Annotated in this window: 23 protein-coding genes and 1 pseudogene; 9 read left to right on the top strand and 15 right to left on the bottom strand. The window is 50.1% G+C overall.

Annotation, left to right across the window (positions count from 1 at the left end; all coding sequences use genetic code 11):
• Window positions 1-104 precede the first annotated feature (104 nt).
• From purH to gatC, 7 genes and pseudogenes are all read right to left on the bottom strand, one after another.
• Window positions 105-1,667, bottom strand: a complete 1,563-nt coding sequence (gene purH, locus DYD62_RS22470) for a bifunctional phosphoribosylaminoimidazolecarboxamide formyltransferase/IMP cyclohydrolase (RefSeq protein ID WP_115230140.1) — start codon at window positions 1,665-1,667, stop codon at window positions 105-107.
• Between the two features lie 64 nt (window positions 1,668-1,731).
• On the bottom strand, window positions 1,732-1,812 hold the full coding sequence (locus DYD62_RS22465) for a helix-turn-helix domain-containing protein (RefSeq protein WP_115230189.1): 81 nt from the start codon (window positions 1,810-1,812) through the stop codon (window positions 1,732-1,734).
• An 18-nt stretch (window positions 1,813-1,830) separates the two neighbouring features.
• A pseudogene (locus DYD62_RS22455) lies at window positions 1,831-2,169 on the bottom strand (helix-turn-helix domain-containing protein).
• On the bottom strand, window positions 2,166-3,203 hold the full coding sequence (gene dusB / locus DYD62_RS22450; RefSeq protein ID WP_115230187.1) for a tRNA dihydrouridine synthase DusB: 1,038 nt from the start codon (window positions 3,201-3,203) through the stop codon (window positions 2,166-2,168). Before dusB ends, DYD62_RS22455 begins: the two are co-directional and overlap by 4 nt.
• Window positions 3,204-3,843: 640 nt before the next feature.
• Window positions 3,844-5,286 carry an Asp-tRNA(Asn)/Glu-tRNA(Gln) amidotransferase subunit GatB gene (gene gatB / locus DYD62_RS22445; protein WP_308418358.1) on the bottom strand — a complete coding sequence of 481 codons (1,443 nt, stop codon included), beginning with the start codon at window positions 5,284-5,286 and terminating at the stop codon, window positions 3,844-3,846.
• A gap of 6 nt (window positions 5,287-5,292) precedes the next feature.
• Entirely contained in the window at window positions 5,293-6,744 is a 1,452-nt protein-coding gene (gatA, locus tag DYD62_RS22440) for an Asp-tRNA(Asn)/Glu-tRNA(Gln) amidotransferase subunit GatA (protein ID WP_115230138.1), read from the bottom strand.
• A 29-nt stretch (window positions 6,745-6,773) separates the two neighbouring features.
• Window positions 6,774-7,061 (bottom strand): Asp-tRNA(Asn)/Glu-tRNA(Gln) amidotransferase subunit GatC, encoded by a 288-nt coding sequence (gene gatC, locus DYD62_RS22435; RefSeq protein WP_099396518.1) that lies wholly within the window; start codon window positions 7,059-7,061, stop codon window positions 6,774-6,776.
• A 424-nt stretch (window positions 7,062-7,485) separates the two neighbouring features.
• Here gatC and DYD62_RS22430 point away from each other — a divergent pair, with 424 nt between their 5' ends.
• The 7 genes from DYD62_RS22430 to DYD62_RS22400 all read left to right on the top strand — a co-directional run bounded on the left by DYD62_RS22430 (window position 7,486) and on the right by DYD62_RS22400 (window position 17,292).
• On the top strand, window positions 7,486-8,529 hold the full coding sequence (locus DYD62_RS22430; protein ID WP_046351519.1) for a rod shape-determining protein: 1,044 nt from the start codon (window positions 7,486-7,488) through the stop codon (window positions 8,527-8,529).
• Window positions 8,530-8,651: 122 nt separating this feature from the next.
• Window positions 8,652-9,542: a rod shape-determining protein MreC gene (gene mreC / locus DYD62_RS22425; protein WP_115230137.1), complete on the top strand. Its 891-nt coding sequence runs from the start codon at window positions 8,652-8,654 to the stop codon at window positions 9,540-9,542.
• Window positions 9,542-10,048, top strand: coding sequence for a rod shape-determining protein MreD (gene mreD / locus DYD62_RS22420; RefSeq protein WP_115230136.1), 507 nt, complete (start codon window positions 9,542-9,544; stop codon window positions 10,046-10,048). Before mreC ends, mreD begins: the two co-directional genes overlap by 1 nt.
• Window positions 10,045-11,967, top strand: a complete 1,923-nt coding sequence (gene mrdA / locus DYD62_RS22415; protein ID WP_115230135.1) for a penicillin-binding protein 2 — start codon at window positions 10,045-10,047, stop codon at window positions 11,965-11,967. The genes mreD and mrdA overlap by 4 nt, the downstream gene beginning before the upstream one ends.
• Window positions 11,960-13,072 carry a rod shape-determining protein RodA gene (gene rodA / locus DYD62_RS22410; protein ID WP_115230134.1) on the top strand — a complete coding sequence of 371 codons (1,113 nt, stop codon included), beginning with the start codon at window positions 11,960-11,962 and terminating at the stop codon, window positions 13,070-13,072. Before mrdA ends, rodA begins: the two co-directional genes overlap by 8 nt.
• The gene (locus DYD62_RS24285) at window positions 13,069-14,004 is read left to right on the top strand and encodes a septal ring lytic transglycosylase RlpA family protein (protein WP_115230133.1); all 936 of its coding nucleotides are present in this window, start codon (window positions 13,069-13,071) and stop codon (window positions 14,002-14,004) included. Before rodA ends, DYD62_RS24285 begins: the two co-directional genes overlap by 4 nt.
• A gap of 240 nt (window positions 14,005-14,244) precedes the next feature.
• Window positions 14,245-17,292, top strand: coding sequence for a bifunctional diguanylate cyclase/phosphodiesterase (locus tag DYD62_RS22400; protein ID WP_115230132.1), 3,048 nt, complete (start codon window positions 14,245-14,247; stop codon window positions 17,290-17,292).
• A gap of 31 nt (window positions 17,293-17,323) precedes the next feature.
• Here the strand turns inward: DYD62_RS22400 and DYD62_RS22395 are convergent, their stop codons facing one another.
• From DYD62_RS22395 to DYD62_RS22375, 5 genes are all read right to left on the bottom strand, one after another.
• Window positions 17,324-17,590, bottom strand: a complete 267-nt coding sequence (locus tag DYD62_RS22395) for an acyl-CoA-binding protein (RefSeq protein ID WP_115230131.1) — start codon at window positions 17,588-17,590, stop codon at window positions 17,324-17,326.
• Window positions 17,591-17,688: 98 nt separating this feature from the next.
• Window positions 17,689-18,966 (bottom strand): dihydroorotase, encoded by a 1,278-nt coding sequence (locus DYD62_RS22390; protein ID WP_115230130.1) that lies wholly within the window; start codon window positions 18,964-18,966, stop codon window positions 17,689-17,691.
• Entirely contained in the window at window positions 18,963-19,928 is a 966-nt protein-coding gene (locus DYD62_RS22385; RefSeq protein ID WP_115230129.1) for an aspartate carbamoyltransferase catalytic subunit, read from the bottom strand. The genes DYD62_RS22390 and DYD62_RS22385 overlap by 4 nt, the downstream gene beginning before the upstream one ends.
• Window positions 19,921-20,403 carry a Holliday junction resolvase RuvX gene (ruvX, locus tag DYD62_RS22380; RefSeq protein WP_099396527.1) on the bottom strand — a complete coding sequence of 161 codons (483 nt, stop codon included), beginning with the start codon at window positions 20,401-20,403 and terminating at the stop codon, window positions 19,921-19,923. The genes DYD62_RS22385 and ruvX overlap by 8 nt, the downstream gene beginning before the upstream one ends.
• Window positions 20,404-20,472: 69 nt before the next feature.
• Complete coding sequence (locus DYD62_RS22375) at window positions 20,473-21,024, bottom strand: YqgE/AlgH family protein (protein ID WP_233702997.1); 552 nt, start codon at window positions 21,022-21,024, stop codon at window positions 20,473-20,475.
• A 129-nt stretch (window positions 21,025-21,153) separates the two neighbouring features.
• Between DYD62_RS22375 and DYD62_RS22370 the strand changes: the two genes are divergently transcribed.
• Both DYD62_RS22370 and DYD62_RS22365 read left to right on the top strand, forming a co-directional pair.
• On the top strand, window positions 21,154-22,539 hold the full coding sequence (locus DYD62_RS22370; RefSeq protein WP_115230128.1) for a cryptochrome/photolyase family protein: 1,386 nt from the start codon (window positions 21,154-21,156) through the stop codon (window positions 22,537-22,539).
• 29 nt (window positions 22,540-22,568) lie between these two features.
• Window positions 22,569-22,940 (top strand): hypothetical protein, encoded by a 372-nt coding sequence (locus tag DYD62_RS22365; protein ID WP_115230127.1) that lies wholly within the window; start codon window positions 22,569-22,571, stop codon window positions 22,938-22,940.
• Between the two features lie 497 nt (window positions 22,941-23,437).
• On the opposite strand, the gene DYD62_RS22360 is transcribed toward DYD62_RS22365, so the two are convergent.
• The 3 genes from DYD62_RS22360 to DYD62_RS22350 all read right to left on the bottom strand — a co-directional run bounded on the left by DYD62_RS22360 (window position 23,438) and on the right by DYD62_RS22350 (window position 26,475).
• Window positions 23,438-24,319, bottom strand: coding sequence for a CPBP family intramembrane glutamic endopeptidase (locus DYD62_RS22360; protein WP_115230126.1), 882 nt, complete (start codon window positions 24,317-24,319; stop codon window positions 23,438-23,440).
• Window positions 24,320-24,423: 104 nt separating this feature from the next.
• Entirely contained in the window at window positions 24,424-25,584 is a 1,161-nt protein-coding gene (locus DYD62_RS22355; RefSeq protein ID WP_115230125.1) for an AAA family ATPase, read from the bottom strand.
• A 480-nt stretch (window positions 25,585-26,064) separates the two neighbouring features.
• On the bottom strand, window positions 26,065-26,475 hold the full coding sequence (locus tag DYD62_RS22350; RefSeq protein ID WP_115230124.1) for a hypothetical protein: 411 nt from the start codon (window positions 26,473-26,475) through the stop codon (window positions 26,065-26,067).
• Window positions 26,476-26,478 lie beyond the last annotated feature (3 nt).

Here is a 26,478-nt window from a genome sequence, read left to right as displayed (position 1 = left end):
TTTCAAAGCACCGGCAACTCAGCCAGCCTCTCAATTAAACACAGCACCATAAACACAATAAGCGGGGAATCTCTTCCCCGCTTTTAAATAATCAAATCACTTGATTAATGACGGAAATGACGAATCCCTGTCACCACCATCGCAATACCATGCTCATCTGCTGCTGCAATCACTTCATCATCACGCACCGAACCACCTGGCTGAATAATGGCTGAAACACCGTTTTCTGCAATCACATCCACGCCATCGCGGAATGGGAAGAAGGCATCTGATGCCGCCACCGAGCCACGTAAATCTAGGCCCGCAGCCTTAGCTTTAATTGCCGCAATTTTAGTGGAATCCACGCGGCTCATTTGTCCTGCACCCACGCCCAAAGTCTGACCCTTGCCGCAGAATACAATGGCATTTGATTTAACAAATTTAGCCACATTCCAGGCAAACAGCAGATCTTTAAGCTGAGTTTCGGTTGGCTGCAGTTTGGTTACCACTTTCAGATCATTCAATGTAAGAATGTGTGAATCAGGTGTTTGCACCAATAAACCGCCGCCTACACGCTTCACATCAAAACGATTTGCGCCCTGCTCAACCGGGACTTCCAGTACGCGGACATTTTGCTTTTTAGCCAGCAATGCCAAGGCTTCGGCGGTATAGGCAGGGGCAATCAGTACTTCCATAAATTGCTTGGAAACCGCTTCGGCGGTATCCACATCAACAGTCTGGTTAAACGCAATAATGCCGCCAAAGGCGCTGGTGGTGTCTGTTGCAAAAGCTAGGCGATAAGCCGAGTAGCTATCTGTACCTACGGCCACACCGCAAGGATTAGCGTGTTTTACAATCACGCATGCTGGCTCAGCAAACTGTTTTACACATTCCCAAGCCGCATCAGAATCGGCCACATTGTTGTAGCTTAATTCCTTACCCTGCAATTGCTTATAAGCAGCAAGGCTACCCATGGCCGGATCGATATCACGGTAAAAAGCAGCACTTTGATGCGGGTTTTCGCCGTAGCGCATATCTTGCACTTTAACGAATTGCATATTCAGGCGGTCTGGATAAGCTTTTTTCTCGCCGTCTGCGGTCAGTGCAGTCAGGTAGTTAGAAATTGCACCATCGTAAGCCGCGGTGTGGCTGAAGGCTTTTTTCGCCAGCACTTTGCGTGTGGCCAGTAATAGGGCGCCATCATTGGCTTGCATTTCTTTGATCAGATCTGCGTAATCACTGGCATCGGTCACAATCGCCACATGAGCATGATTTTTTGCGGCAGAACGCACCATAGCCGGGCCACCGATATCGATGTTTTCGATTGCATCTTCATAATTGCAATCAGGGCGGGCAATAGTGGCTTCAAATGGGTAGAGATTCACACAGACCAGATCAATATTGCCGATTTGGTGTTCTGCCATAGTGGCAACGTGTGCTGGTAAATCGCGGCGGCCCAAAATACCGCCATGGATTTTTGGATGCAGCGTTTTTACACGCCCATCAAGCATTTCAGGAAAGCCGGTGTAATCAGCCACTTCGATCACTGGCACGCCATTGTCCGCAAACAATTTAGCGGTCCCTCCGGTCGACAAAATTTCGACGCCTTGCGCTGCCAGTGCTTTGGCAAAATCGAGTACACCGGTTTTATCGGATACGCTGATTAGCGCACGGGTAATTTTGGTCATGATTTCAGCTTCCCTGTATATAAAGATACAAACTCGTTTCTTGTGAAAACTGCGCATCTGCGCATTACAGCAAATCGTAAATCTGTAATTTCGTACGCAGGGTATTGCGGTTAATACCCAGCATATCGGCTGTTCGGTTCTTAATTACCCTCTACGCCCTCTATTACAGCAAATCATAAATCTGTAATTTCTGATGCAAGGTACTGCGGTTAATACCCAGCATATCGGCTGCTCGGGTCTTAATTACCCTCTGCGCGTTCTATTACAGCAAATCATAAATCTGTAATTTCTTACGCAGGGTATTGCGGTTAATACCCAGCATATCGGCTGCTCGGGTCTGATTGCCCTCTACGCGCTCTAAAACTAATTCCAACAGTGGCTTTTCAACACGAGCCAAGACCATATCGTACATAGCACACGGCGGTTCGCCGTCCAAGTCTTGGAAATACTGGTCGAGAGAAGCGTAAATCGCCTCGGCGATCAGATCGGTTTGAGTACTCATAAATCTCCCGATTCATTGTGGTTTTCTTTTTGTTTTGACATATCTTCGTACTGCAGCCGCTCACCTAAAGTGAGCAAACCATCAAAATACTGGCGGGTAGTATCCGCTTGCCCTGCCGTAGATTCCTGAGCATACATAGCCTGACGAAACTCATTACTGCCACGTAAGCCCTTGCTATACCAAGCGATATGCTTGCGAGCGATACGGCAACCAGAATACTCACCATAGAAGGCGTAGAGATCATCCAGATGGCCGAGCAATACATCGCGAACTTCTACCACTTCCGGCGGGGGAAGTAACTCACCGCTGGCCAGATAGTGGGCAATTTCACGGAAAATCCACGGCCTGCCCTGTGCAGCCCGCCCAATCATAATCGCATCTGCTCCGGTTTCTTTAAGAACCAGCGCGGCTTTTTGCGGGCTGTCAATATCGCCATTAGCGATCACAGGAATCTGAATCGATTGTTTTACCTGAGCAATCAAGGCATAGCGCGCATGACCCAAGTACATATCTTCACGCGTTCGGCCATGAATAGCCAGCGCGGCAATCCCTGCCTCTTCAGCTATTTTGGCCACACGCATAATATTTTCTTCGCCATTGGCAAAGCCCAAGCGGGTTTTCAGTGTAACCGGCACGTCTACGGCACGCACCACGGCATGCAGAATCTTTGCAACTAAGTCTTCATTTTGCAACAAGGCGGAGCCAGCCAGCTTGTTGCACACCTTTTTAACCGGGCAACCCATATTGATATCAATGATTTGCGCGCCGTGCGCCACATTATGCCGTGCTGCAGCTGCGAGTAACTCCGGATCAGAGCCGGCAATCTGTGCGGAAACCGGTGCCAACTCACCCTCAAAATTTGCGCGCTGCAGGGTTTTTTGGTGCGAGCGCATGCTGCTGTCGGCCGTAATCATCTCGCTCACCGCATGCCCTGCGCCAAAACGCTTGCAAAGCATACGGAAAGGACGATCGGTCACACCCGCCATGGGGGCGACAATCAGATTATTTACAAGGGGATAGGGGCCGATATGCATATGCTGCTGGCGCAGTAAAAGGCCGCGCATTCTAACGCCTGCCTAATTTTTAAGCAACAACCTTCAGGCGGATTTTTATGAAAAAAGCTTAAATCTGTAAGCACAGAGAACACGGAGTTTAAAAGCAGAACACGAAGAAACCGCGAGTTATAACAAAGTCGGCATACAACGCTTTGGTGATCGTTGATGCTTTACAAGCATTGCATCATTCGTAGGCTGGGTGCAACCTGCAAAATACGCGGGTTGTACTCCATGTGCGCTAAGCAAAGTTTTAGTGCCTTCGGCACGTTGATTTAGGTGCGGGCGTCCCGCTGGACCTTCCTTTCTTGCGCGGCCAAGAAACGAAGCCAAGCCACAACCTCAAAACACGAAGTCACTGCGGATAATCGGCTCGGCGTAGAGGCTGCTCGGGAGCAAGCCCGCGCTACCCCTTTTCCGAAACCCCGATCCGCTTATTCCTCGCGTCGGCGTGCTTCAAGGGGATTTTTAAGCCCTATGCAGAGAGCGTGATTGTTGTATTTTTTCGTTGTTTGCTAATAAAAAATAAATTGGTCAACGCCTATGGGATTTCACCCACCCTACATTTTCGCAAAAAAATAGCGACCCCGCAGGATCGCTATTTTTAATGGCTAGGCAATAATCAGCTTAGCTTCTTAGTCAGAATCTCAGTCACCATCGCCGGATTAGCCTTACCCTTGCTGGCCTTCATGCACTGGCCCATTAGGGAGTTAATCGCGGCCAGTTTGCCGCTCTTATACTCTTCAACCGCCTTAGGATTAGCCGCCAGCACTTCGTCAATAATGGCTTCGATTGCACCGGTATCGGTGGTTTGCTTCAGGCCATCGCGCTCGATAATCGCATCCGCTGCATCGCCAGATTCCCACATTTTTTTCAGCACGTCTTTAGCGGTTTTATTGTTGATGGTGTTATCCATCACCCGCTTAACCAGACCAGCCAAAGCAGTTGCAGAAACCGGGCTATCGCCGATCGATTTTTCTTCGCGGTTCAGCGTGGCAGAAACATCACCCATGATCCAGTTAGCGGCGAGCTTGGCATCTGCACCTGCGGCAACCATAGCTTCAAAGTACACGGCCATATCTTTAGAGCTGGTCAGCGTGCTGGCATCGTAGCTAGATAAACCGTACTGCGCGCTAAAGCGCTGGCGCATCAGCTGCGGCAGCTCAGTCATTTCGCTGCGCACACGCTCAATCCAGTCTTCCGAGATACAAAGTGGCGGCAAATCAGGATCTGGGAAATAGCGGTAATCATGCGCGTCTTCTTTGCTACGCATCATGCGGGTTTCGCCGCTATCTGGGTCAAACAAGATGGTGGCCTGCTGAATCTTATGCCCGTCTTCAATCTGCTCGATCTGCCACTGCGTTTCAAACTTAATCGCTTGTTCCATAAACTTAAAGCTGTTCAAGTTTTTAATTTCGCGTCGCGTACCAAATTCTTTCTGCCCTTCCGGACGAACAGAAACGTTGACGTCACAGCGAAAGCTCCCTTCTTGCATATTGCCATCGCAAATCCCGATCCAGGTCACGAGACTATGCAAGGCTTTAGCGTAAGCAACCGCCTCGGCAGCAGAGCGCATTTCTGGCTCTGAAACGATTTCTAGCAGCGGAGTGCCGGCGCGGTTCAGATCAATCCCGGTCATGCCGTGGAAATCTTCGTGTACCGATTTGCCCGCATCTTCTTCCAAGTGAGCACGCGTCACATTAATTACTTTAGTGACGTCGCCAACCTGAATCTCTATCGTACCGCCCTCAACCACCGGCAGTTCAAACTGGCTGATCTGATAGCCCTTAGGCAAATCAGGGTAAAAATAATTTTTACGCGCAAAAATTGATTTGCGATTAATCTTGCCGCCAATCGCCAGGCCCAGCTGAATGGCGCGCTCTACCGCACCACGGTTCATCACCGGCAAGGCACCCGGCATAGCCACATCGACCACGGCGGTTTGTGTATTTGGCTCAGCGCCGTAAGCGGTGCTGGCGCTGGAGAAAATTTTCGACTGAGTCGAGAGCTGGGTATGCACTTCCAGCCCGATCACTACTTCCCATTTCATTTTGGTGATTCCTATGGCTGCTTAAAGGCTGGGCGCACGGGTGTGCCAGTCGGTAACTTGCTGCAACTGATGCGCCGCATTCAGCATTTTGGCTTCTGAGAAATAATTACCAATCAGCTGCAAGCCAACCGGGCGGCCATTTGCGGCAAAGCCTGCTGGCAGGCTCATACCTGGCAAGCCAGCCAGATTCACAGCCAGCGTGTAGATGTCTTCCAAGTACATCGCCGTTGGGTCGGCATTTTTCTCGCCCAGATTCCATGCGGCCGTTGGCGCAACCGGCCCTGCAATCAGATCGCAATGCTCAAAAGCAGCCTGGAAGTCATTGGCGATAATGCGGCGGATCTTTTGTGCTTGCAGGTAGTAAGCATCGTAATAACCATGACTCAGCACATACGTACCTGTGAGGATGCGGCGTTTAACTTCTGCACCAAAGCCTTCAGCACGGCTTTTCTCGTACATATCCGCAAGACCTGAGTATTCCGCAGCGCGGTGTCCATAACGCACGCCGTCAAAGCGGCTCAGATTACTGGAAGCTTCTGCAGGGGCAATCACGTAATAGGCAGGAATCGACAGCTTGGTATTGGGTAAGCTGACTTCAACAATCGTCGCGCCCAGCTTTTTATATTCGCTGATGGCGGCATCGACGGCGGCAGCCACATCGCTGGCCAAGCCTTCGGCAAAGTACTCCTTAGGCAAACCAATTCTTAAACCTGCCAGCGGCGCGTTTAAATCGCGGCTGTAATCTTCTTTGGCATGCTCCAGCGAGGTGGAATCACGCTCGTCATAGCCCGCCATTACATTCAGAAGCAAAGCGCAGTCTTCGGCACTTTTGCCGATCGGGCCGCCCTGATCAAGGGAGCTAGCGAAAGCAATCATGCCAAAGCGGCTCACAATACCGTAAGTAGGCTTAATCCCCGTTACGCCGCAAAATGCCGCAGGCTGACGAATCGACCCTCCGGTATCTGTTGCCGTGGCAATCGGGGCCAGACGCGCAGCAACAGCAGCAGCCGAGCCACCCGATGAGCCACCCGGCACAGCCAGCTTATCCCAAGGATTTTTGACCGCACCGTAAAAACTGTTTTCATTGGATGAGCCCATCGCAAACTCGTCCATATTGGTGCGACCTAAGCTCACCAAACCCGCTTTACGGCAAAGCTCGATCACATTGGCGTCGTAAGGCGCAACAAAGTTATCCAGCATTTTGGAGCCGCAGGTGGTTTTCCAGCCCTGCTGACAAAAAATATCTTTTTGCGCAATCGGTACACCCGTCAACGGCCCAGCAGTGCTGCCAGCCAGCATAACATCGGCGGCTTTTGCTTCGGCTAGGGTTTTGTCTTCATCCAGCGTAATAAAGGCATTCAGCTCGCCATTGAGGGCCTTGGCACGGGCCAGATATTCGCTGGCCATTTCTACGGCAGAAATTTCTTTAGCTGTCAGCATTGCCGACAGTTGTTTTACTGATTTTTCTATCATTATTTTTTAGCAGGGATCAACCCAGCCCCTCACTCAATGACTTGCGGAACAAGATATAAACCAGCCTCAACCGCCGGAGCCACCGCCTGCCATGCCTCGCGACGATCGGGCTCCCGCGCAACATCATCACGCAAACGCAGCATCACATCCTGCGCATGCGCCATCGGCTCGATACCTGTGGTATCGACGGCACGCATTTCTTCAATCAAAGTAAGAATTTGGTTTAACTGGCCTTGGGTAGCCGCTAATTCATCACCCGTCACCGCGATGCGGGACAAGCGGGCGATGCGCGCTACATCTTCAATAGACAGGGACATGTCGGATTTACCCCGTAAACATTTATTAACGTCAACTCGATAGGGTATCATACAGGGTTTGATTACTACCACCTGTCCTCATGCTAGGGTGGAGGCATCAAGGTTCAAATGTGCCGCGGAACTTTTTCGCTTGCACCGCCGCCTTAATAAAGCTGCTCTTGCCTTTAAGCGCAAGACAAAGCAGGGGGGCAAAACCCGATATCGTGCCGTGGCAATACAATGCCGACGGACAGCAAAAATAAATTGCATGCGAAAAAGCCAGATATTTGGGCTTTTTTTGTATAGGGCGTTGTCTATGACAAGCCCGCTTAGAACAGACGTAAAAAATATTTTGCCTGAAAGGCAAAACTAAACAGCAAAACTTAATAGCCCGTGGGTATTTTACCGGCGGCCTTCAACACCTCTATAAAAGTGTGAGACCCGAATGTTTGGACTTCTTTCCGGCTACTTTGCCAACGACATCGCCATTGACCTGGGCACTGCCAACACGCTGATTTATATGCAGGGCAAGGGCATCGTGCTTGATGAACCTTCCGTAGTGGCCATCCAGCAAGAAGGCGGCCCATCAGGCAAAAAAACTATTTTAGCAGTAGGCGCAGAAGCCAAAAAAATGCTGGGCCGAACCCCTGGTAGCATTAATGCCATTCGCCCGATGAAAGACGGCGTGATTGCCGATTTCACCATCACAGAACAAATGCTGAAGCAGTTCATTAAAAAAGTGAACCCAAGCCGCATGTTCTCCTCCCCTCCCCGTATCGTGATTTGCGTGCCATGTGGCTCTACTCAAGTTGAGCGCCGGGCGATTCGCGAATCGGCCCTGGGTGCAGGCGCACGTAAAGTAGAACTGATCGAAGAGCCTATGGCCGCAGCCATTGGTGCAGGTATGCCGGTTGAAGAAGCCACTGGCTCGATGGTGGTGGATATTGGTGGCGGCACCACCGAAGTCGGCGTGATCTCGCTGGGCGGTATTGTTTACGCATCCAGCGTGCGCGTAGGCGGTGATAAGTTTGACGAAGCCATTATCAATTACATCCGCCGTAACTACGGCATGCTGATTGGTGAAGCCACTGCTGAAGAAATCAAAAAACGCATCGGCAGCGCCTTCCCGGGAGCAGAAGTGCGCGAGATGGAAGTAAAAGGTCGCAATCTGGCCGAAGGGATTCCCCGCTCGTTTACGATTTCTTCCAATGAAATTCTGGAAGCGCTGACAGAGCCACTCAACCAGATCGTTTCTGCAGTAAAACAAGCGCTAGAACAAACCCCGCCAGAATTGGGTGCCGATATTGCCGAAAAAGGCATGGTACTCACAGGCGGCGGCGCACTGCTGCGCGATCTGGATCGCTTACTTATGGAAGAAACCGGCCTGCCGGTATTCGTAGCTGAAGATCCGCTCACTTGCGTTGTGCGCGGCTCGGGCAAAGCGCTAGAGAAGCTGGACAAAGCGGGCAGCATCTTTACTTACGATTAAGCGCTCATCGTGAGGCGGCAAGTCGTATGAAATAACGATTTGCGATAAAACACACGCAGGCCACCCGCTTAAAGAGGTGGTTTGCGTTTTACTTAGCTTTTGAGAAACATCGGCCGTCTTTCATGCAAGCCTCTCAGCCCGCCTTTTTTAAGCAGGGACCTAAACCGCTGACGCGGTTTTTCCTGTTTTCTGTCCTGTCTGTTAGTTTGATAGTAGGGGACGCCAACTATCAGATGCTCGGGCCTGTCCGCCAGCAGCTCTCTATCCTGCTTTACCCTTTGCAATGGCTTGTCACCGCGCCATTCGAGGTACTCAGAGACACCAGCACCTTTTTATCAAGACAAGCTGAGCTACTGGGAGAAAACCGTAAGCTGCACGATGCCCAGCTCTTAGCCAGTGTCAATGCGATGAAATTAAAATCGCTAGAAGCTGAAAACGCCCGCCTGAGGCAACTCAATAGTGTTCAGGCCAGCCAACCCAGCCAGCTAACAGAAATCCTCTACAACGGCCGTGATCCGTTTACCGCTCGCCTGATTGTTGATCGGGGTGAAAGAGCGAAGATCAGTGAAGGGCAGATTGTTGTGGATGCCAGCGGTGTGGTGGGCCAGGTGGTCCGGGTGCAATCGATGACCAGCGAAGTGCGGCTGATTTCTGACCGTAATCATATGGTGCCCGTGCAAATCGAGCGCAATCAGTTGCGTACGGTGATTTATGGAATGGGGCGCGGTTTACCGCTTGAAATTCGCAATATGTCGTCTAATTCAGAAATTAAAGAAGGCGATATTCTGATTACTTCGGGTATTGATGGTTTATATCCGCCAGGATTACCGGTAGCCAAAGTGCAAAAAATTGAACGCAATACCGGCAATGCCTTTGCCCGCATTTATTGCACCCCTCTGGCTGGTATTGAGCAACATCGCTTCTTACTTATTTTAGATCACAATCAAGCCGCTGCCCCTTATCCAGCCAATGCTTCAGAAACGGCTGGGGCCAAGAAAAAGAAGGGTCGCTAATGCCTGTTTCACGTCAATTACTTCGCCCAGTCAGCAGTGGTTTCATCCTGCTGACCTTTGTTCTTTCGCTTGCCATTAATCTTTTGCCTTGGCAGGCAGGGTTGATCGGCTTTGCACCGGATTTTGTCGCATTATTTATTATCTACTGGTCGCTCAACCAGCCCCGCCGCGTGGGTGTGGGCTGGGCCTTTTTTCTGGGGCTCTTAATGGATGTGGCCGACGGGAATATTCTTGGCCAGCATGCTCTGGCCTATACCGTCATCGCCTACCTGACACTTGCACGTCAGCGCCAGCTGGCTGTTTTCCCATTTTGGCAGCAGGCTTTTGTTGCCTTGGCACTGATGCTGTCCGGGCAAGCGCTGATGTTGGCCCTGCGTACCGCGATGGGCGCACCCTTTCCTGGCTGGGCTTATTTTGCAGGTTGCTTTGTGGCTGCATTTATCTGGCCCCCGCTTTCCAATATTCTGCTCTCTCATCAACGCAGACCGACGACTGAAGAACTATGAGCCGCGGCGAACTTAAAAATCAGCATCGAGAGCGTTACGCTTTCCAGCTGCGAATCATCGCGGCTGCTCTTTTTGTTTTATCTCTTTTTTCACTGCTGTTTGGCCGTTTTTTTTGGCTGCAAGCCGTTCAGCATGATAAATACATGACGCTGGCCGAACAAAACCGAATTTCTCTCGTGCCGATTCCGCCATCGCGAGGCATTATCCGGGACAGAAACGGCGTTATTCTGGCGCATAATTTTTCTGCTTATACGCTGGAAATCACCCCTTCCAAACAGGCTAATCTAGACGAAACAATCGAGCAGCTGTCCAGCATTATTGAAATCACCGCCAAAGATAAACGCCGTTTTAAAAAGCTGCGCGATGAAACACGTGATTTTGAAACGCTGCCTATCCGCACCCGTTTAAGTGATGAAGAAGTCGCCCGATTTGCCGCCAATAGCTACCGTTTTCCCGGCGTAGAAATTAAAGCGCGTTTATTCAGACATTACCCATTAGGCGAAATCGCCAGCCATTTGATTGGCTATATTGGCCGGATTAATACTAAAGATTTAGAGCAACTCGATGAAGACGGAGTGGCGGCCAATTACCGTGGCACCGATCATTTAGGCAAAATTGGCATTGAGCAAAGCTACGAGCAGCAATTGCATGGCAAAACCGGCTTTGAAGAAGTAGAAATTGATTCTGGCGGACGCGCCGTGCGCACTTTACGCCGCACGCCGCCTGTGCCCGGCAGTGATCTCACGCTGTCTGTCGATATTAAATTGCAAAAAGTAGTAGAAGATTTATTTGATAAGCGCCGCGGCTCATTAGTGGCAATTGATCCTAAAACCGGCGGCTTATTAGCTATGGTTTCCAAGCCAGGCTTTGATCCCAATTTATTTGTAGATGGCATTGATCCATTAAACTGGAATGAGCTCAATACCTCGATTGATAAGCCTTTGCTCAACCGGGCGATTCGCGGCGAATATCCTCCGGGATCAACCTTTAAACCCTTTATGGCCTTAGCGGCCCTCGAAGGGGATTTCCCGCTGACACGGCAAACCATTAGCGATCCCGGCTATTTTATGTATGGCAATAATAAATTCCGGGATTCACATGCGGGTGGTTATGGCTCAATGAGCTTTGACCGCTCGATTGTGGTATCCAGCGACACCTATTTCTACCAACTTGCCGTACAAATGGGCATCGACAATATCGCTAGATTTATGAGCACGCTTGATTTTGGCAGCCCAACCGGAGTAGACCTGAATGGCGAACGCCCTGGCGTTTTGCCCAGCCCGGAATGGAAGAAAAAACGCTTTAAAACGCCCGCCACGCAAAAATGGTATTCAGGCGAAACCGTTTCGATCGGGATTGGCCAAGGCTATAACAGCTACACGCCGATGCAAATGGCGCATGCAACCGCCACACTGGCCAACCGGGGCGTAATGTTCCGCCCGCACGCCGTAGGCAAAATCATTGATCCCATCACAGGGATTGTAAAAGTTGTAGAGCCACAGCCCGTTAAAACCATGAGCTGGAAAAGTGAAAATGTAGAGAGGGTTATCCGAGGTATGGAAGGGGTGATCCGCGAAGGAACAGGCGCACGTACTTTTGCTGGTGCTAATTATATTGCTGCAGGTAAAACGGGTACGGCGCAGGTATATAGCCTGAAAGGCAGTAAATACAATAAAAACATCAGCGAACGTTTACGTGATCACTCTTGGTTTATTGTGTTTGCCCCTGCTGACAAGCCGACAATTGCGCTCGCCGTTATTGTAGAAAACGGGGGCTTTGGCGCGCAGGCAGCAGCTCCGATTGCAAGACAGGCGCTGGATTTTTATCTGAACGGTAAAATGCCTGCCATCCCCAAAGCAGCAGCCAGCAGCGCTGCTCCTCAGGCAGCAAGCAGTACAGAGGAGATCATCGGTGATTAAGCATCTTTGGGGCCGCTTTATCCGGCCAATTGATCCCTGGCTTTTACTATTCACCATTTTGGTGCTTATTCTTTCCACGATTTTGTTGTTTTCTGCGTCCAATCGCGATCTGGACATGATCATCAACAAAATCACCTTTATGGGTATCGCCCTGACGGTGATGTGGCTGGTCGCCAATACTTCTCAACAAACCCTGATCCGCCTCGCTGTACCTGCTTATGTGGTGGGTTTACTGCTGCTGATTGCCGTGGCGCTCTTTGGTGATATCAGCCACGGCGCACGGCGCTGGCTGCATATTGGGGTCACAAAAATTCAGCCTTCAGAGCTGATGAAGCTGGCCTTGCCTATGATGTTGGCATGGTATTTTCATCACTTTGAAACCAGCATCCGCTGGAAACACTACCTGTTTGCGGCCATGCTGATGATTGTGCCGGTTGGCCTGATCATGAAACAACCCGATCTAGGCACCAGCCTGCTGATTGCATCATCTGGCTTTTATGTGCTGTTTTTTGCCGGCTTATCGTGGAAGTTTATCGGCCTGATGGGGGCTGCAGGCGGCGGGCTGGCCTATGTAGTCATGCACTGGAACTCCTGCATTAATATTCTGCACGAATACCAATGCCGCCGTGTTGCCACCATGCTTGATCCCATGCAAGATCCGCTGGGTGCTGGCTACCATATTATTCAGGGAACGATTGCAATTGGCTCGGGCGGAATCTTAGGTAAAGGCTGGCTGAACGGCACACAAACCCATCTAGATTTTATTCCAGAACGCACTACGGACTTTATCTTTGCAGTGTTTGGTGAGGAATTTGGCCTTTTGGGTAATGCCATCCTATTAATTTTATATTTGCTGCTGATTGGCCGCGGCTTAATTATCGCCAATAACGCCTCAACCTTGTTTGGGCGTTTATTAGCCGGGGCGATTACGCTGACATTTTTTACCTACGCCTTCGTTAATATGGGCATGGTTTCCGGGATTCTGCCCGTGGTGGGCGTTCCGCTGCCACTGGTCTCTTATGGCGGCACATCGATGGTGTCGCTGCTGACCGGCTTTGGCCTTTTAATGAGTGTGCAGGGTGATCGTAAGTTGATGAAATCATGAAGCTGACACATTACTCACCGCTGATTGCTGCGCTCTTGCTGGCGGCTTGCAGCACTACACCTCTGCCTCCTGCCCAGACAAGCAAACCCTTGCCGGTTAATTTACCTCCGGGCCCGACTACGCCGCCGCAGTACAGCTGCAACTACTCGGCCAAAGGGGGTGGGGCTTTTTACAAAGACGATGGCCCGATGGATTCATTTCCATCAGGGATAGATCAGATCCCCGAGCCTTTGCCACGCTGGGAGCCCCTGCACCGCTGGGCAAATAATCCTTATACCGTGCTAGGGCAGAATTTCACCCCGCTGCCACGGCCTGGCGAATTAAAACAACGCGGTACAGCATCATGGTACGGGCGAAAATTTCACGGGCAAAAAACATCGACCGGTGAGATTTACGATATGTTTGCCATTACCGCAGCACACCCTACGCTGCCTATTCCATCTTATGCCCGTGTCACCAATGTCAAAAATGGCCGCAGCATTATTGTGCGCGTCAATGATAGAGGGCCGTTTTTGCATGGCCGTGTGATGGATTTGTCTTTTCTTGCCGCCTGCCGTTTAGGCTATACCATGGAAGGCAGCGCCGAAGTAGAGGTTGAAAGCTTACTCGCCAGCGACACACCGGGCAGTGTGGCCGCAGCTGTTCAGCCCGTAATTGCAGCCAAACCCAAACCCGTCAGCATTCCCTTGGCCGATGCGGGTAATGGCGTAATCTACTTGCAACTGGGCGCATTTGGCTCTTTAGCCAATGCCGAAAACTTCCGCAATCACTTATCCAGCCAGCTGGACAGCGACTCAAACAAGCTGCTGATTCAGACCATAGGCCAGCTTCACCGGGTAAGGCTTGGCCCCTACCCAGACAGAAAAAGTGCCGAGCTGGCAGCCGCCAGAATCAGTGGCGATTACCAGCTACCCGCCGTGCTCAGCCACTAAACAAGCCGGCGCACTGCGCTGGCTGCATCAGCAAATTCAAAAGGACTAGCGCACAGCGCGCTGGCTCCGTCTGCCCTGCACAGGCTGATTTATATTGCCTATAACAAAGTCATTACCCAGCCCAAGCTTAAGTAGATCACATTACATTAAGCCTGTTTTAGTCGATGGGATAATGTGCCGCGATTTCCCCCTTAAGCTCAGCGCTTTAATTTTTATTTTGTCTTTATTTAAGGTGACTGTGTGTCTCATCCTCAAGCGGCATCCTCTCCCGATGCCGAACACTCTTTTGAGCAGATTCGCCGCTTATTGATTGTGCTTTCCAGCTCCATCTTTATTTTCACGATTGCCGCAGTCAGCTGGTCTGTTTACCGGGACTATAAAGACACTTTAAACGGCAGCGAAAAAGAAATTCTGACCATGGCGCGGGCCATTGATGAACACTTAAGCCGCAGCATGGAAAACAGCCTGCAGGGGCTGTATAAAATTCAAAACGATGATATTTTTCAAAGCTGCCTTGCTGCCAAAAATGAGCCCTGCCTGTACGCATTTTTAAACCGCCAGCTTAGCCAGTACCCTCAGCTCAGCACCTTTGCAGCCGCCGATTCACAAGGCAATATCACGGCATCCACCCTGCAACACCCCGCTCCTGAGCATAATATTTCTCAGTCTCTGAGCTTTAGCGCCCCAAAAATGCAGCCACAGGCACGCTTTTATATTGCTGAGCAGCAGGCAGACCCCAGCGGCAATCTCGATATTATTCCCTTGGTTCGCCCCTTAATTGATAAACAAGGCCAATTTAATGGCGTATTAATTGCAGGCATTAACCCTAGCTATTTCGAGCGCTTCTATTCATCGCTTAGCCAGAGAAAAGGTATTGTTATTCGTTTATTCAGGGATGATGGCATTTCTCTTGCCAGCTTTCCGCATAACGATAGTGATGTAGGCCGGGATATATCAGGCAAACAATTTTTTGGTGATCATTTTGCGCGTAAAGAAAGTGGCCTCTTTACTGAGCACAGCCAAGTTGAGCAAATGACACGTATTTTTGGCTGGCGATATCTAGAGCAATGGCATCTTGGTATTTCAGTAGGCATAGATAAAGACGAAGCATTACGCTCATGGAAAAATGAAAGCCTGCTGAATGGCGGTATTACTTTTCTCATGCTGCTTTTTGGCGCGCTCTTACTCGTTTATGTATTTCGCCAGCTATCTCGTTTAGAAAAAACTGAAGCAGATCTTTATCTCACCAAAGTTGCCGTAGAGCATGGTGCGGATATGGCCATCTGGCTGGATGCCTTGGGCCGCATCCGCTATGTGAATGCCACTGCATGTACCCGCCTGGGCTATAGCGAATCAGAGCTGCTTGCTATGCAATTGCGCGATATTAACCCCACATTCAACCCGGATTACTGGCTTCAATTCTGGCAAAAATTAAAAACCCATCAACATTTAAGAGATGAAATTTCACTTAAAGCGCGAAATGGAAGCAGCATTCCTACCGAGATCAATTCTAATTTTATTGTCTTTAAAAAGCTGGAATTCAATTGTGCCGTCGTCCGGGATATCTCCGAGCGCCGTCTTGCTGAGCTTGCCATTATTAAAAGTGAGCAACAGCTGCGGCTGGCCTTGGAAGCCTCAAATACAGGCTTATTTGATATGCAGATCACCGGAGATCAAACCGCCATTACCAGCCCTGAATATGACAGGCTGCTGGGCTTAAAACCCGGAGATGAAAGCTTTAAAAAATGGCAGGCACAGGTTCATCCTGATGATAAAGAACAATCGCTTGCCCATTTTCAGCAATATTTAAAAGGGGAAGCCCCGCAATTAATCAGCGAATATCGCCGCAAAACACAGTCTGGAGAATACCGCTGGTTTCAATCGCGCGGTAAATTTGTCGCCTTTGATTCCAGTGGCAAACCCACCCGCATTATTGGCACCATGACCGATATTACTGAGCGCAAAGAAGCCCAAGAGCGCATTGTTGAATTAGCGAATTTCGATTCTGTTACAGGCTTGGCTAATCGCAATTTACTGCGTGATGAGCTCAGGCTGGCGCTTGCCTCAGCTGAGCGTAATCAGCAAAATTTAGCAGTTTTCTTTTTAGATTTAGATCGTTTTAAAACGATTAATGATTCCCTTGGCCATGCAGCAGGAGACGCTGTTTTGGCCCAGGTGGCGAACCGCTTTAAAAAACTAATTAGCCCAGGCGATATTCTGGCGAGATTAGGCGGCGATGAGTTTGTCATTGTACTGACCAATATCTCTCATTCCCTCATTGCCGGATCAATTGCGGAAGCCATTTTGGCTTCTTTTGCCAAGCCATTTGAATTAGAGGCCGGGCATTTCTCAACCTCTACCTCAATTGGTATCAGTATTTATCCGGAAGACGGCACAACAGCTGATGATTTAATTCGCAACGCCGATGTGGCCATGTTTCAGGCAAAAGCACAGGGACGCAGTAATTTTCAATATTTCACGCCAGAAATGAATGCCCGTGCTTCTGAAAGGCTGGAGCTGGAAACCAGTATGCGCACCGCGCTGCTTAATAATGAATTTATACTTTATTACCAGCCGCAGCTCAGCCTTAAAGATGGAACAATTATTGGAGCAGAGGCGCTTATTCGCTGGAATCATCCTAAGCAGGGGCTAATATCACCCACCAAATTTATACCGATTGCGGAAGAAAGCCGCCTTATTATTCCTATTGGCAATTGGGTTTTGCATGAAGCCTGCCGCCAGGCCGCAGCATGGCAATCTAAGGGCTTGGCACCGATTAATATGGCGGTTAATTTATCCCCCCACCAATTACATCAGGCTAATTTCTTAGAAATTATTAGCTCGGCCTTAAATGATGCCGCGCTAGATGCCCGCCATCTGGAATTAGAAGTGACCGAATCGGTGATTATGCAGGAAGTAAAACAAGTGATGTCTACCCTGCATGGCATTAAACAGCTTGGCGTTAAGCTGTCTTTAGATGATTTTGGAACGGGTTATTCCAGCCTTAGCTATTTAAAACAATTTGCTTTTAATAAGCTAAAAATAGACCAGAGCTTTGTACGAGATGCCTGTAGCAATAATAATGATGCTGCAATTGTATTGGCCATTATTGGCTTAGGGCAAACGCTGGGAATGGATGTCTTGGCAGAAGGTGTAGAAACACGCGAGCAACTGGCGTTTTTAAAACAAACACAAACCGCATCAATTCAGGGTTTCTTATTTAGTAAACCTGTGACTGCAGCGGCATTTGAAGAAATGCTGATAAGTAATAAAAAATTAGCGCTGTAAAAAAACCGGGCTTAATCGCCCGGCATTTCTTTTATTCGTCGTTCGCTTTTAATTCTGTAACCAAATCAATATATTTTTGCTTAGCTTCGTCGCCACTCATACCTTTTAATTCTGTCCATGCATCAAACTTGGCACGGGCCACAAACTGAATGGCTGATGGGCGATCGCCTGTTGCATCACCTTCCGCTGCTTGCTTAAACAAAGAATAAAGTTTGAGCTTCGTTGCCACATCAGGCGCATCGTTTAATTTAACCACATCATCTTGCGCGGTTTGAAACAGGGAAGCGAGATCAGACATTGTGTTCTCCAAAAAAGGCTAAAACGATCGTTTTAATAAGGCAAAAGTATAGCCCGTGCGCCCGGATAAACCAAGCAACACGGGCTTGTTGATATCCCTTAGTCGGCTAACTGATACACACGTTTCCCTTTCACCAGCGTATGCACTACTCGGCCTTTCATTTCCAGCCCCACAAACGGCGTGTTTTTACCCTGGCTTTTCAGCGCAGCAGGCGTCACTTGCCAATGAGCTTCCGGATCAAAAATCACCAGGTCTGCACGATGGCCCACTTCTAAACCCGCAGCAAAACCCAGCATTTTAGCAGGCACAGCGGTGATTTTAGCCAGCGCTTGCGGCAATGAAACATGCTGGCGCTCTGCCCATGCAAGGGTCAGCGGCAGGAGCAGCTCAAGCCCTGTTGCACCTGATTCAGCTTCAGCAAACGGCAGTAATTTACCGTCATCATCCACAGGGCTGTGATCGGAGCATATGGCGTCAATCGTACCATCCGCCAGCGCGGCCACAATGGCATCCCGGTCACGAACCGATCGTAATGGCGGGTCAAAACGGAAATTGCTGTCAAAAAAGCCAATATCCACATCGGCAAGATGAATATGATTAATACTCACATCGCAAGTCACCGGCAGGCCTTGTTTTTTAGCCGTACGCACCAAATCTAAGCCCGCCATGGATGAAAGACGGCATAAATGCACGCGTGCACCGGTTTCTTTCATTAGCAGCAGGATATTAGAAATCGCCACGGTTTCAGCTAATACCGGAATCCCCACCAAACCCATACGCGTTGCATAATCACCGTCATGCGCCACGCCCGAGTTTAAATCCGCTTCCTGCGGTAGCAAGCGCAAAGCCACATCAAAGGTGGCCGCATATTGCATAGCACGATACAAAATCTGTAAATCGCCAACGGCCTGATCGCCCTGAGAAAACGCCACACAGCCTGCATCACGCAGCTCAGCCATTTCGGTCAGCTCTTTCCCTTTCAGCTGGCGGCTTAAAGCGCCAACAGGGTAAAGGCGGGCCAGATCAAGGTTTTTTGCCCGCTGGCGCAACATAGTCACCAAGCTGGGTTCATCGAGCGGCGGATCAGTATCTGGTGGACACATAATGCTGGTCACCCCACCAGCCACCGCAGCGGCCATTTCAGATGCCAGTGTGGCTTTATATTCAAAGCCAGGCTCACGCAAACGTGCGGCTAGATCAACCAGACCGGGGCTGACCAATAAGCCACTGGCGTTGATGGTTTCATCAATCACAAAACCAGCGGGGGCCGAGCCCACGCCCACAATTTTACCCCCGGCTAAATAGAGATCGGCATGCTGGTCGGTGTTATTGAGTGGATCAATCAGACGGCCACCAAGAATTGCTATATTTTTCATGCTTGGCTCGCTTTTTGATTACGGGCAACAATCGCCAATACCGCCATACGTACCGCAATACCGAAGGTAACTTGCGGCAAGATGACCGCTTGCGGGCCATCGGCCACGGCAGAATCGATCTCTACCCCACGATTCATCGGGCCGGGATGCATAACAATGGCATCCGGCTTAGCCAGCGCCAGTTTTTCCGGTGTAAGGCCGTAATACTTAAAGAATTCCTGAGTCGAGGGCAGAAAAGCCCCCGCCATACGCTCATTTTGCAGACGCAGCATGGCGACCACATCTACGTCTTTCAGGCCTTCGGCCATATCGTGGTAGACGTGCACACCCAGTTGCTCAATGCCGGTCGGCAGCAATGTTTTAGGTGCAATCACACGGATTTCCGGGCAGCCTAAAGTGCTCAGCGCATGGATTTGCGAGCGCGCCACACGCGAATGCAAAACATCACCAACAATCGCTACGCGCAGCTTGGTAAAGTCGCCCTTAAAGTGGCGAATGGTAAACATATCCAGCATGGCTTGCGTAGGATGGGCATGGCGTCCGTCCCCCGCATTCACCACGGCAATGCCCTTCTTTACATGCCTAGCAATCAAATGCGCCGCGCCCGATTCTGAGTGGCGCACCACAAATAAGTTAGCACCCATTGCTTCCAGATTGTGGATGGTATCAAGCAGCGTTTCACCCTTGGCGGTGCTAGAGGCTTGAATATTAAGGCTGGACACGTCCCCACTCAGGCGTTTTGCGGCCAGCTCAAAGGTCGTGCGGGTGCGGGTGGAGTTTTCAAAAAACAGATTAAAAACAGAAGTACCGGCCAGATCCTGCCATTTTTTATTCAGTAATTCACCGTTCTCTACATATTCGGCAGCCTGATCGAGGATTTGCGTCAGGATGCGCTTAGGCAAACCTTCGGTAGTCAATAGGTGGATCAGTTCACCTTGGGCATTTAACTGCGGGTTATACATCGGCATCCTCGTCGGAACGATCAGCTGAAGCCTCCGGGGAGCGATGGCTGAGCGCCTCGCCCGTAGCCGGTGAATCCAGATAAGTTTGTAAAATCTGCATGGCAGCCACTTGATCTAATGCTGGCTTTTGGCGGCGGCCACGAACACCCGCTTCGTTTAATGCACTACAGGCAGCGGCGCTGGATAAGCGCTCGTCCACCAGAAACACCGGCAGGCCAAAACGCCCGTGCAGGCGATTGGCAAATTTGCGCGAAAGGCGCGTCATCTCATGTGGCGTGCCATCTAAATGGCTGGGCAGGCCAACGATTAAACTTGCAGGCTGCCATTCACGAATCAGCTGCTCAACCCGCGCAAAACGGCGCTCGTTTTCTTCCGCGGTGATGGTTTCTACCGGGTGGGCAATGCCCAGCTCGGATGAGCCAACTGCTACGCCTATCCGCACTTCACCAAAATCAAAAGCCAGGAGAGTACTCATTATTTTCCAGATGACAGCCCGGATGCTTCAGGCTATTTCAAAATGTGGTATGCCCAGACAAAGCCACTGCTAAGCGTGGCCTGCTTCTTTAGACAACATGGCAATATCAATACCCAGCAAACCCAAGGCTGCGGCATAACGCGCTTCGGGCGGTAAATCAAAAATAATTTTGGGATCAGCTTCTACCGTAAGCCAGGAATTCTGAGCGATCTCGTTTTCTAACTGGCCAGCATCCCAGCCCGCATAGCCCAAAGTTAGAAACACCTGATCCGGCCCCTCGCCGTCCCCCAGCGCCTGCAAGACATCTCTGGAAGTAGACAGGCCCATTTCATCTGAAACAGCTAGGCTGGATTGCCAGCTGCCAAGAGGCGTATGCAGCACAAAGCCGCGATCAGTTTGTACCGGCCCGCCAAAATGCACCGACAGCGCGGCCATATCAGGGCGATGCAGCTCGATATCAATCTGCTCAAACAGCGACGACAGCGTCATGCCCAGCGGCCGATTCACAATCACCCCCATGGCGCCCCGCTCGTTGTGCTCGCACACAAAGGTCAGGGCCCGGGAGAAAATGGGATCAACGAGGCTAGGCATTGCAATCAAAAAATGACGAGAAAAGTTCATTGCGTTATCCATGCCTGTAATTATCGCACAAGGCGCTAAAAATGGGCGCATCAGCTTGGTGACAAATCATGCAACAACGCCCCCCGGACCAATGGCACAATACCGCATCCCACTTCACCGCCTTAGTCCATGACATCACTTGTTTGGTTTCGCCGCGATCTGCGCTTATTTGATCACGCCGCCCTGCACCACGCACTGAAAGCATCCAAAAGTGTGATTGCCGTTTTTATCTTTGATACTGCCATTTTAGATGGATTATCAAAAGATGACCGGCGCGTGGCATTTATCTGGCACAGCCTGCAGCAATTAAAAAAGAGCTTAATGGAGCAAGGGTCAGATTTAGTCATTCGCCATGGCGTGGCCAGTGATGAAATCCCACGCCTGGTTAAAGAATTCAAAGCCACGGCACTTTACTGCAACCACGATTACGAACCTGCAGCCATTGCCAGAGATCTCAGTGTAGCCGGGCAATTAGCCACCATGGACTGCCGCTTTTACAGCTTTAAAGACCAGGTTATCTTTGAAAAAGACGAAGTGCTCACAAAAACCGGCGGCATGTACAGCGTGTTTACCCCGTATAAACGCGCATGGCTGGCTAAGGTGAATGACTTTTATTTAAAGTCCTACCCTATACGCCCTTATTTAAACCACCTTGCCCCTTTGAGCAGCGAAGCGATGCCCTCGCTGGCAGCGCTGGGTTTTGATGATACAGACGTAAGCATACTGAAACCCGGCATGGATGGCGGCGAGGCCCTGTTTGATGACTTTTGTCAGCGCATCGGTGATTACCAAGAAGCGCGGGATTTTCCGGCAGTAAAAGGCGTGTCTTATTTATCAGTGCATCTGCGCTTTGGCACGGTATCGATCAGAGAATTAGCCAAAAGAGCCTGGCAGATTGGCGGTGCGGGGGCTGAAACATGGCTTTCCGAGCTGATCTGGCGCGAGTTTTATCAGCAAATTCTCTGGCACCGGCCCGAGGTCGTCGAGCACACATTCAAGCCCGAATACGACACGCTACCCTTCCCCAATAACCCTGAATACTTTGCCGCTTGGTGTGAAGGCCGCACGGGCTTTCCGATTGTGGATGCCGCCATGCGCCAGCTCAATCAAACCGGCTTTATGCATAACCGCCTGCGCATGATTGCCGCCAGCTTTTTAGTCAAAGATTTACTGATTGACTGGCGCTTGGGCGAGCGCTATTTCGCTGAAAAACTCAACGATTTTGATCTTGCAGCCAATAACGGCGGCTGGCAATGGGCTGCCTCCACTGGCTGCGATGCCCAGCCTTATTTCAGGATATTTAACCCGGTTACACAATCAGAGCGCTTTGATCCACAGGGTAAGTTTATCCGCCGCTATTGCCCCGAGCTAGCCGCGCTCAGCCATAAAGAAATCCACGCACCATGGCTGGCTAAAGCTATTTTCGGGCAAAAAGCCAACTATGATTACCCTGAGCCGATTGTGGATCACGCAACACAGCGTCTGGCTGCACTGGCTTTATTTAAACGCAATTAATTATTTACCCCCAGAGAGCCTGTGCGACGATGCTGAAAATATTCACCCCAGCAAGATTAATTGCCCTTGCCATCTGCCTTGCCATCAGCGCCAGCGCCGTCGCTTACTTTGCCATCATGCAAGAAAAAGAGCAGGACGGGCACTGGCCATGGCCTCTCAATGGCGTACTGATCAACCAATCCGCTCAACCCGCTAAAGTCTGGGATGACGACCATCTTTACTACACCATTGCCGCAAAAACCCGCTCTGGGGATCAGCAGGATATCGATCATGTTCAAGAAACCGCATCAGGGCGCTGGTGCAAATTAGGCATGAGTACGGTCACGCTGAAAGCCGATGGCTATCTGGAAAACTGCCCTTGTTTCTCGCTTGAAGCAGGCCGGGCGTGTATTCAATTTTAACGTTCAGAAGCGGCAATAGATCACAGCCACAGGCCAGCGAATAACGGCATGATAGGCGGCTGACTTTTCAGCGCGTATCACCATGACCCGCACGACCCGAATTCTCTATACCCTGCTTTTCCTCAGTATCAGCTGCCTCAGCACCTATGCCTCTGCCATGTACTAGCCCTGGCCCTTAAATGGCGAGGAGGTAAATCAAAGCCGCCTGCCCCTTGCCTTTTGGGATGGCGAACACGGCATTGACACCCTGGCTGCCCACAGCTTCAGCCCCAAAGCGCTGGATGTAGATCTTCTGTATTCCAGCCTGAATAACAAGGGGTACAAAATTGGCCCGCTTAAAGTACAAATAGACAGGCAATATTGATCAGTGAAAATGCCGTGCAGAAAACGCATGCAATAGCAGCGCTGTAGTGTCCGAAGTAAAAGCCACCACCATGCCTGAAGTAGCACACGCACAACCTGCCAGTATTCCTAAGAGCCAGAGCTGAAAATCAAGCTTAAACGCCCGCATACTTTGGGTAAGAAAAGCACAAGTAGTGGATCAGATTAAAGCCAAAGTGCAGCAAAACCGCCATTTCAATGCGCCTGCTCTGCTGATACACCAGTGCATAGCCCAGCCCCGCAAAGCAAGCTAAAGCCATATACATTGCTCCTCCCGCAAAATGAGCCAGCCCGAACAACAGCGCCGAAGCTGCCACCGCCAGTGCTGTACCCAAAGGCTTACTGCTCAGGCGGTGCAAAGACTCCTGCACAAAGCCACGAAAAAATGCCTCCTCGGCCACGCAAGTCAGCAGTAAATTCACCAGCAAAAACACCCCTGTATGCGCTGGCAGCTTTAAATCCACACGGAAAAACTGGCTCAGCAGCCCAAGCATGATCAGCATTGCAATGCTTGCAAAAGCCAGCCGCCATGAGCGCTGCAAGCCCTCTTTCAGCTCCGCCCAGCTTGCGGCCTTGCGGCAAAAAATGGCAAGCAATAAGAAGCCAGCCAGCCCTTTATCTAAATTGGCATAAAGCGTAAAAGGCGGCGAATCAGCGCTCAATTGCATGCCATTAAAAATCGACACATTATTAAAGCCCGGCACGCGATGCATCGCCAAAGCCAGCGCCAGCACCGCCGCAATCACGCCCAAAGCCAGCCGTAAAACCCCAGGCAACCGGTTGCACTCCGCCACCAGCAAGCTTAATGCAAGCAAAAGCACCGCCAAGACGCCAACAAGCCCCAGCACGCCTGTTGCCAGCCCGGCGCACAGCGCCAGCCCAAAAAAGACCCAATAAGGCAATACAGAGAACCTACCCCATCGCAGCGCAGGCAGCCACGCACACACAATGGCCAGCATTAAAAACACATAAGCGGGAGAACTTAGAAGCTTCAGCATTCAGAACCCATAAAAAGAGGCATACACAAATCAACGCCGCTAAGCGCTGAATCCCGAATCAAAAAAATGATCAATAACAAAACAAGCCATCCCAAATACAAAACTTATCTGTTTGACCACGACCATACCGGCTTATCTAAATCATGCAGCCCTAAAACCGACGTTTCGCCGCAGTCTTTTTGCAAAATAATCGAATTGCAATCCGCCTCACGCTCAAGCGCCGCCACCAAACGGCTGGCATGGCTGACCACAATCACCTGGCTGTGCGCCGCCGCAGCAGAAATTAGGCGTGCTAAAGCGGGCAATAAATCTGGATGCAAACTGGTTTCAGGCTCGTTCAAGACCAAAAGCTCCGGCGGGCGCGGGCTAAGCAAAGCGGCAATGAGCAGCAAATAGCGCAAAGTGCCGTCCGATAACTCCCTTGCAGCCAAAGGGCGCAATAGGCCACGCTGCCACATCAAAACGCTGAAGCGGCCATCATTCACGGCAATCTCGATTCGTGCACCGGGGAAAGCATCGTCAACCGCCGCCCTCAGAGCAGCTGCATCGCCAATCTCAATAATGGTTTGCAGTGCCGCAGCCAAATCACCGCCATCATTCGCCAAAATAGGCGTGTAAGTGCCAATCTGCCCCTGCCTAGCGGGCGCACTGGCATCGGTGCGCAAATGATCATAAAAACGCCAGCGACGCATCGCCTCGCGCAGCTGCAAAACTTCGGGCGTATTTACCGGATCGGCACACTGGCTAAAAATACTGTCATAAGCAGGCACATGCTGGCTGACCACCTGCCAGCTGCGCCCCAGCCGCGTTTTGGCAACGGCATTACGCCTATCCATCAGCAAAGCCACATCACGCTGAGCACTGCCCGCCCAGATTTGTTCACGCTTTATTTCAGGATCGGCCGCAAATAACGATGAGCTGGGAGTGGGCAAACCCAAATCGATTGCATAAGAAAAATCATCGCCTGCAAAGCCCAGCCTCAGTGAAACCGCCGTTTTTCTTACCGTTGCCTGAATCGGCACCTCACCACGGCGCATTGCACTGGAAATATTCTCCGGCCCCGCCCACAAAGTAGAAGCAAAGCCCCCTTCCAGCGCCAAAGACCCAATCAAACGCCCAGCCGCAGATTCCGCAATTAAGCGCAAAGCACGATATAAACTCGATTTCCCGCAACCATTAGCACCACTAATGACATTGAGCTGAGCCAAAGGAATAATTAAATCGCGTAAGGAACGGTAATTGGCAATCGCAAGTTTATGCAGCATGGCAATCAATCGGCAAAAAACACCATCATAAAGCCAAGCGCGCCCTGAGGCATGAGTGTTTTTTTACAAAATGCACAAAGATGGAAAACCGAGAATAAATACTAAGAACTTCAGCTGAATAGCAGGGCGCTGATTATTTGTATTAATTAGAATTACGCTATTAAAGCCATAAAAAATATTTAATTAAATCGTTTATTACTGACTATCAGGTTTAATCAATCAGGCAGATTATCTCTAAATTCCTGACTGCATGACGGGGCTTTATTGTCATCAATACGCCATAAATTGCTGGCGGCATCGTTGTTATTTACTCAACATTGATTGGGTGTTGGGCTTTGCTGGCTTAGTCACAAGTTACAAGAGCCCAATGTGGGGTATGGTGGGTTAGCTATAGGCCTAACCCACCACCATTTTTACAGCCAGAATCGTGATTAATAAAGACAGCCTGTTTGACAATTACCGCGGGGTTACAAAAACCATTTAAAAAACCATCGCCAGTTTAGATGCCAAGGTGGAATCATGAGCCCAAACGGCCCATTCTGAGCTATCAAAGGCCTGAATTACTATTTCACACGAGCTATAATCATTCTTCATTAACTTGATACTTGAAATATTGTCCTCATAATTTGCTCCAACTATCAAACAATCTACAGTCTGAATAAGATTCTCTGCAAACATTTTCAACTCCAACCAATTCATAATAAAACCACGGTGTCTAATCATTGTTTGCTTTTCAAATTCTTCCATAGAAAATTCTTCTGGTGCTTCACCGATTCCATAAAAATCAATGACCGACCATACATATACATTATCGGGAATTACCGTCAGTAACTCGCTCAACTGAACCATAGTTCCATCTGCGCGAAAAGCAGGGGATATTGTCACATCCATTTA

The sequence above is a fragment of the Iodobacter fluviatilis genome, assembly GCF_900451195.1.
Lineage (GTDB): Bacteria > Pseudomonadota > Gammaproteobacteria > Burkholderiales > Chitinibacteraceae > Iodobacter > Iodobacter fluviatilis.
This window is presented reverse-complemented; position numbering and strand designations above follow the sequence as displayed.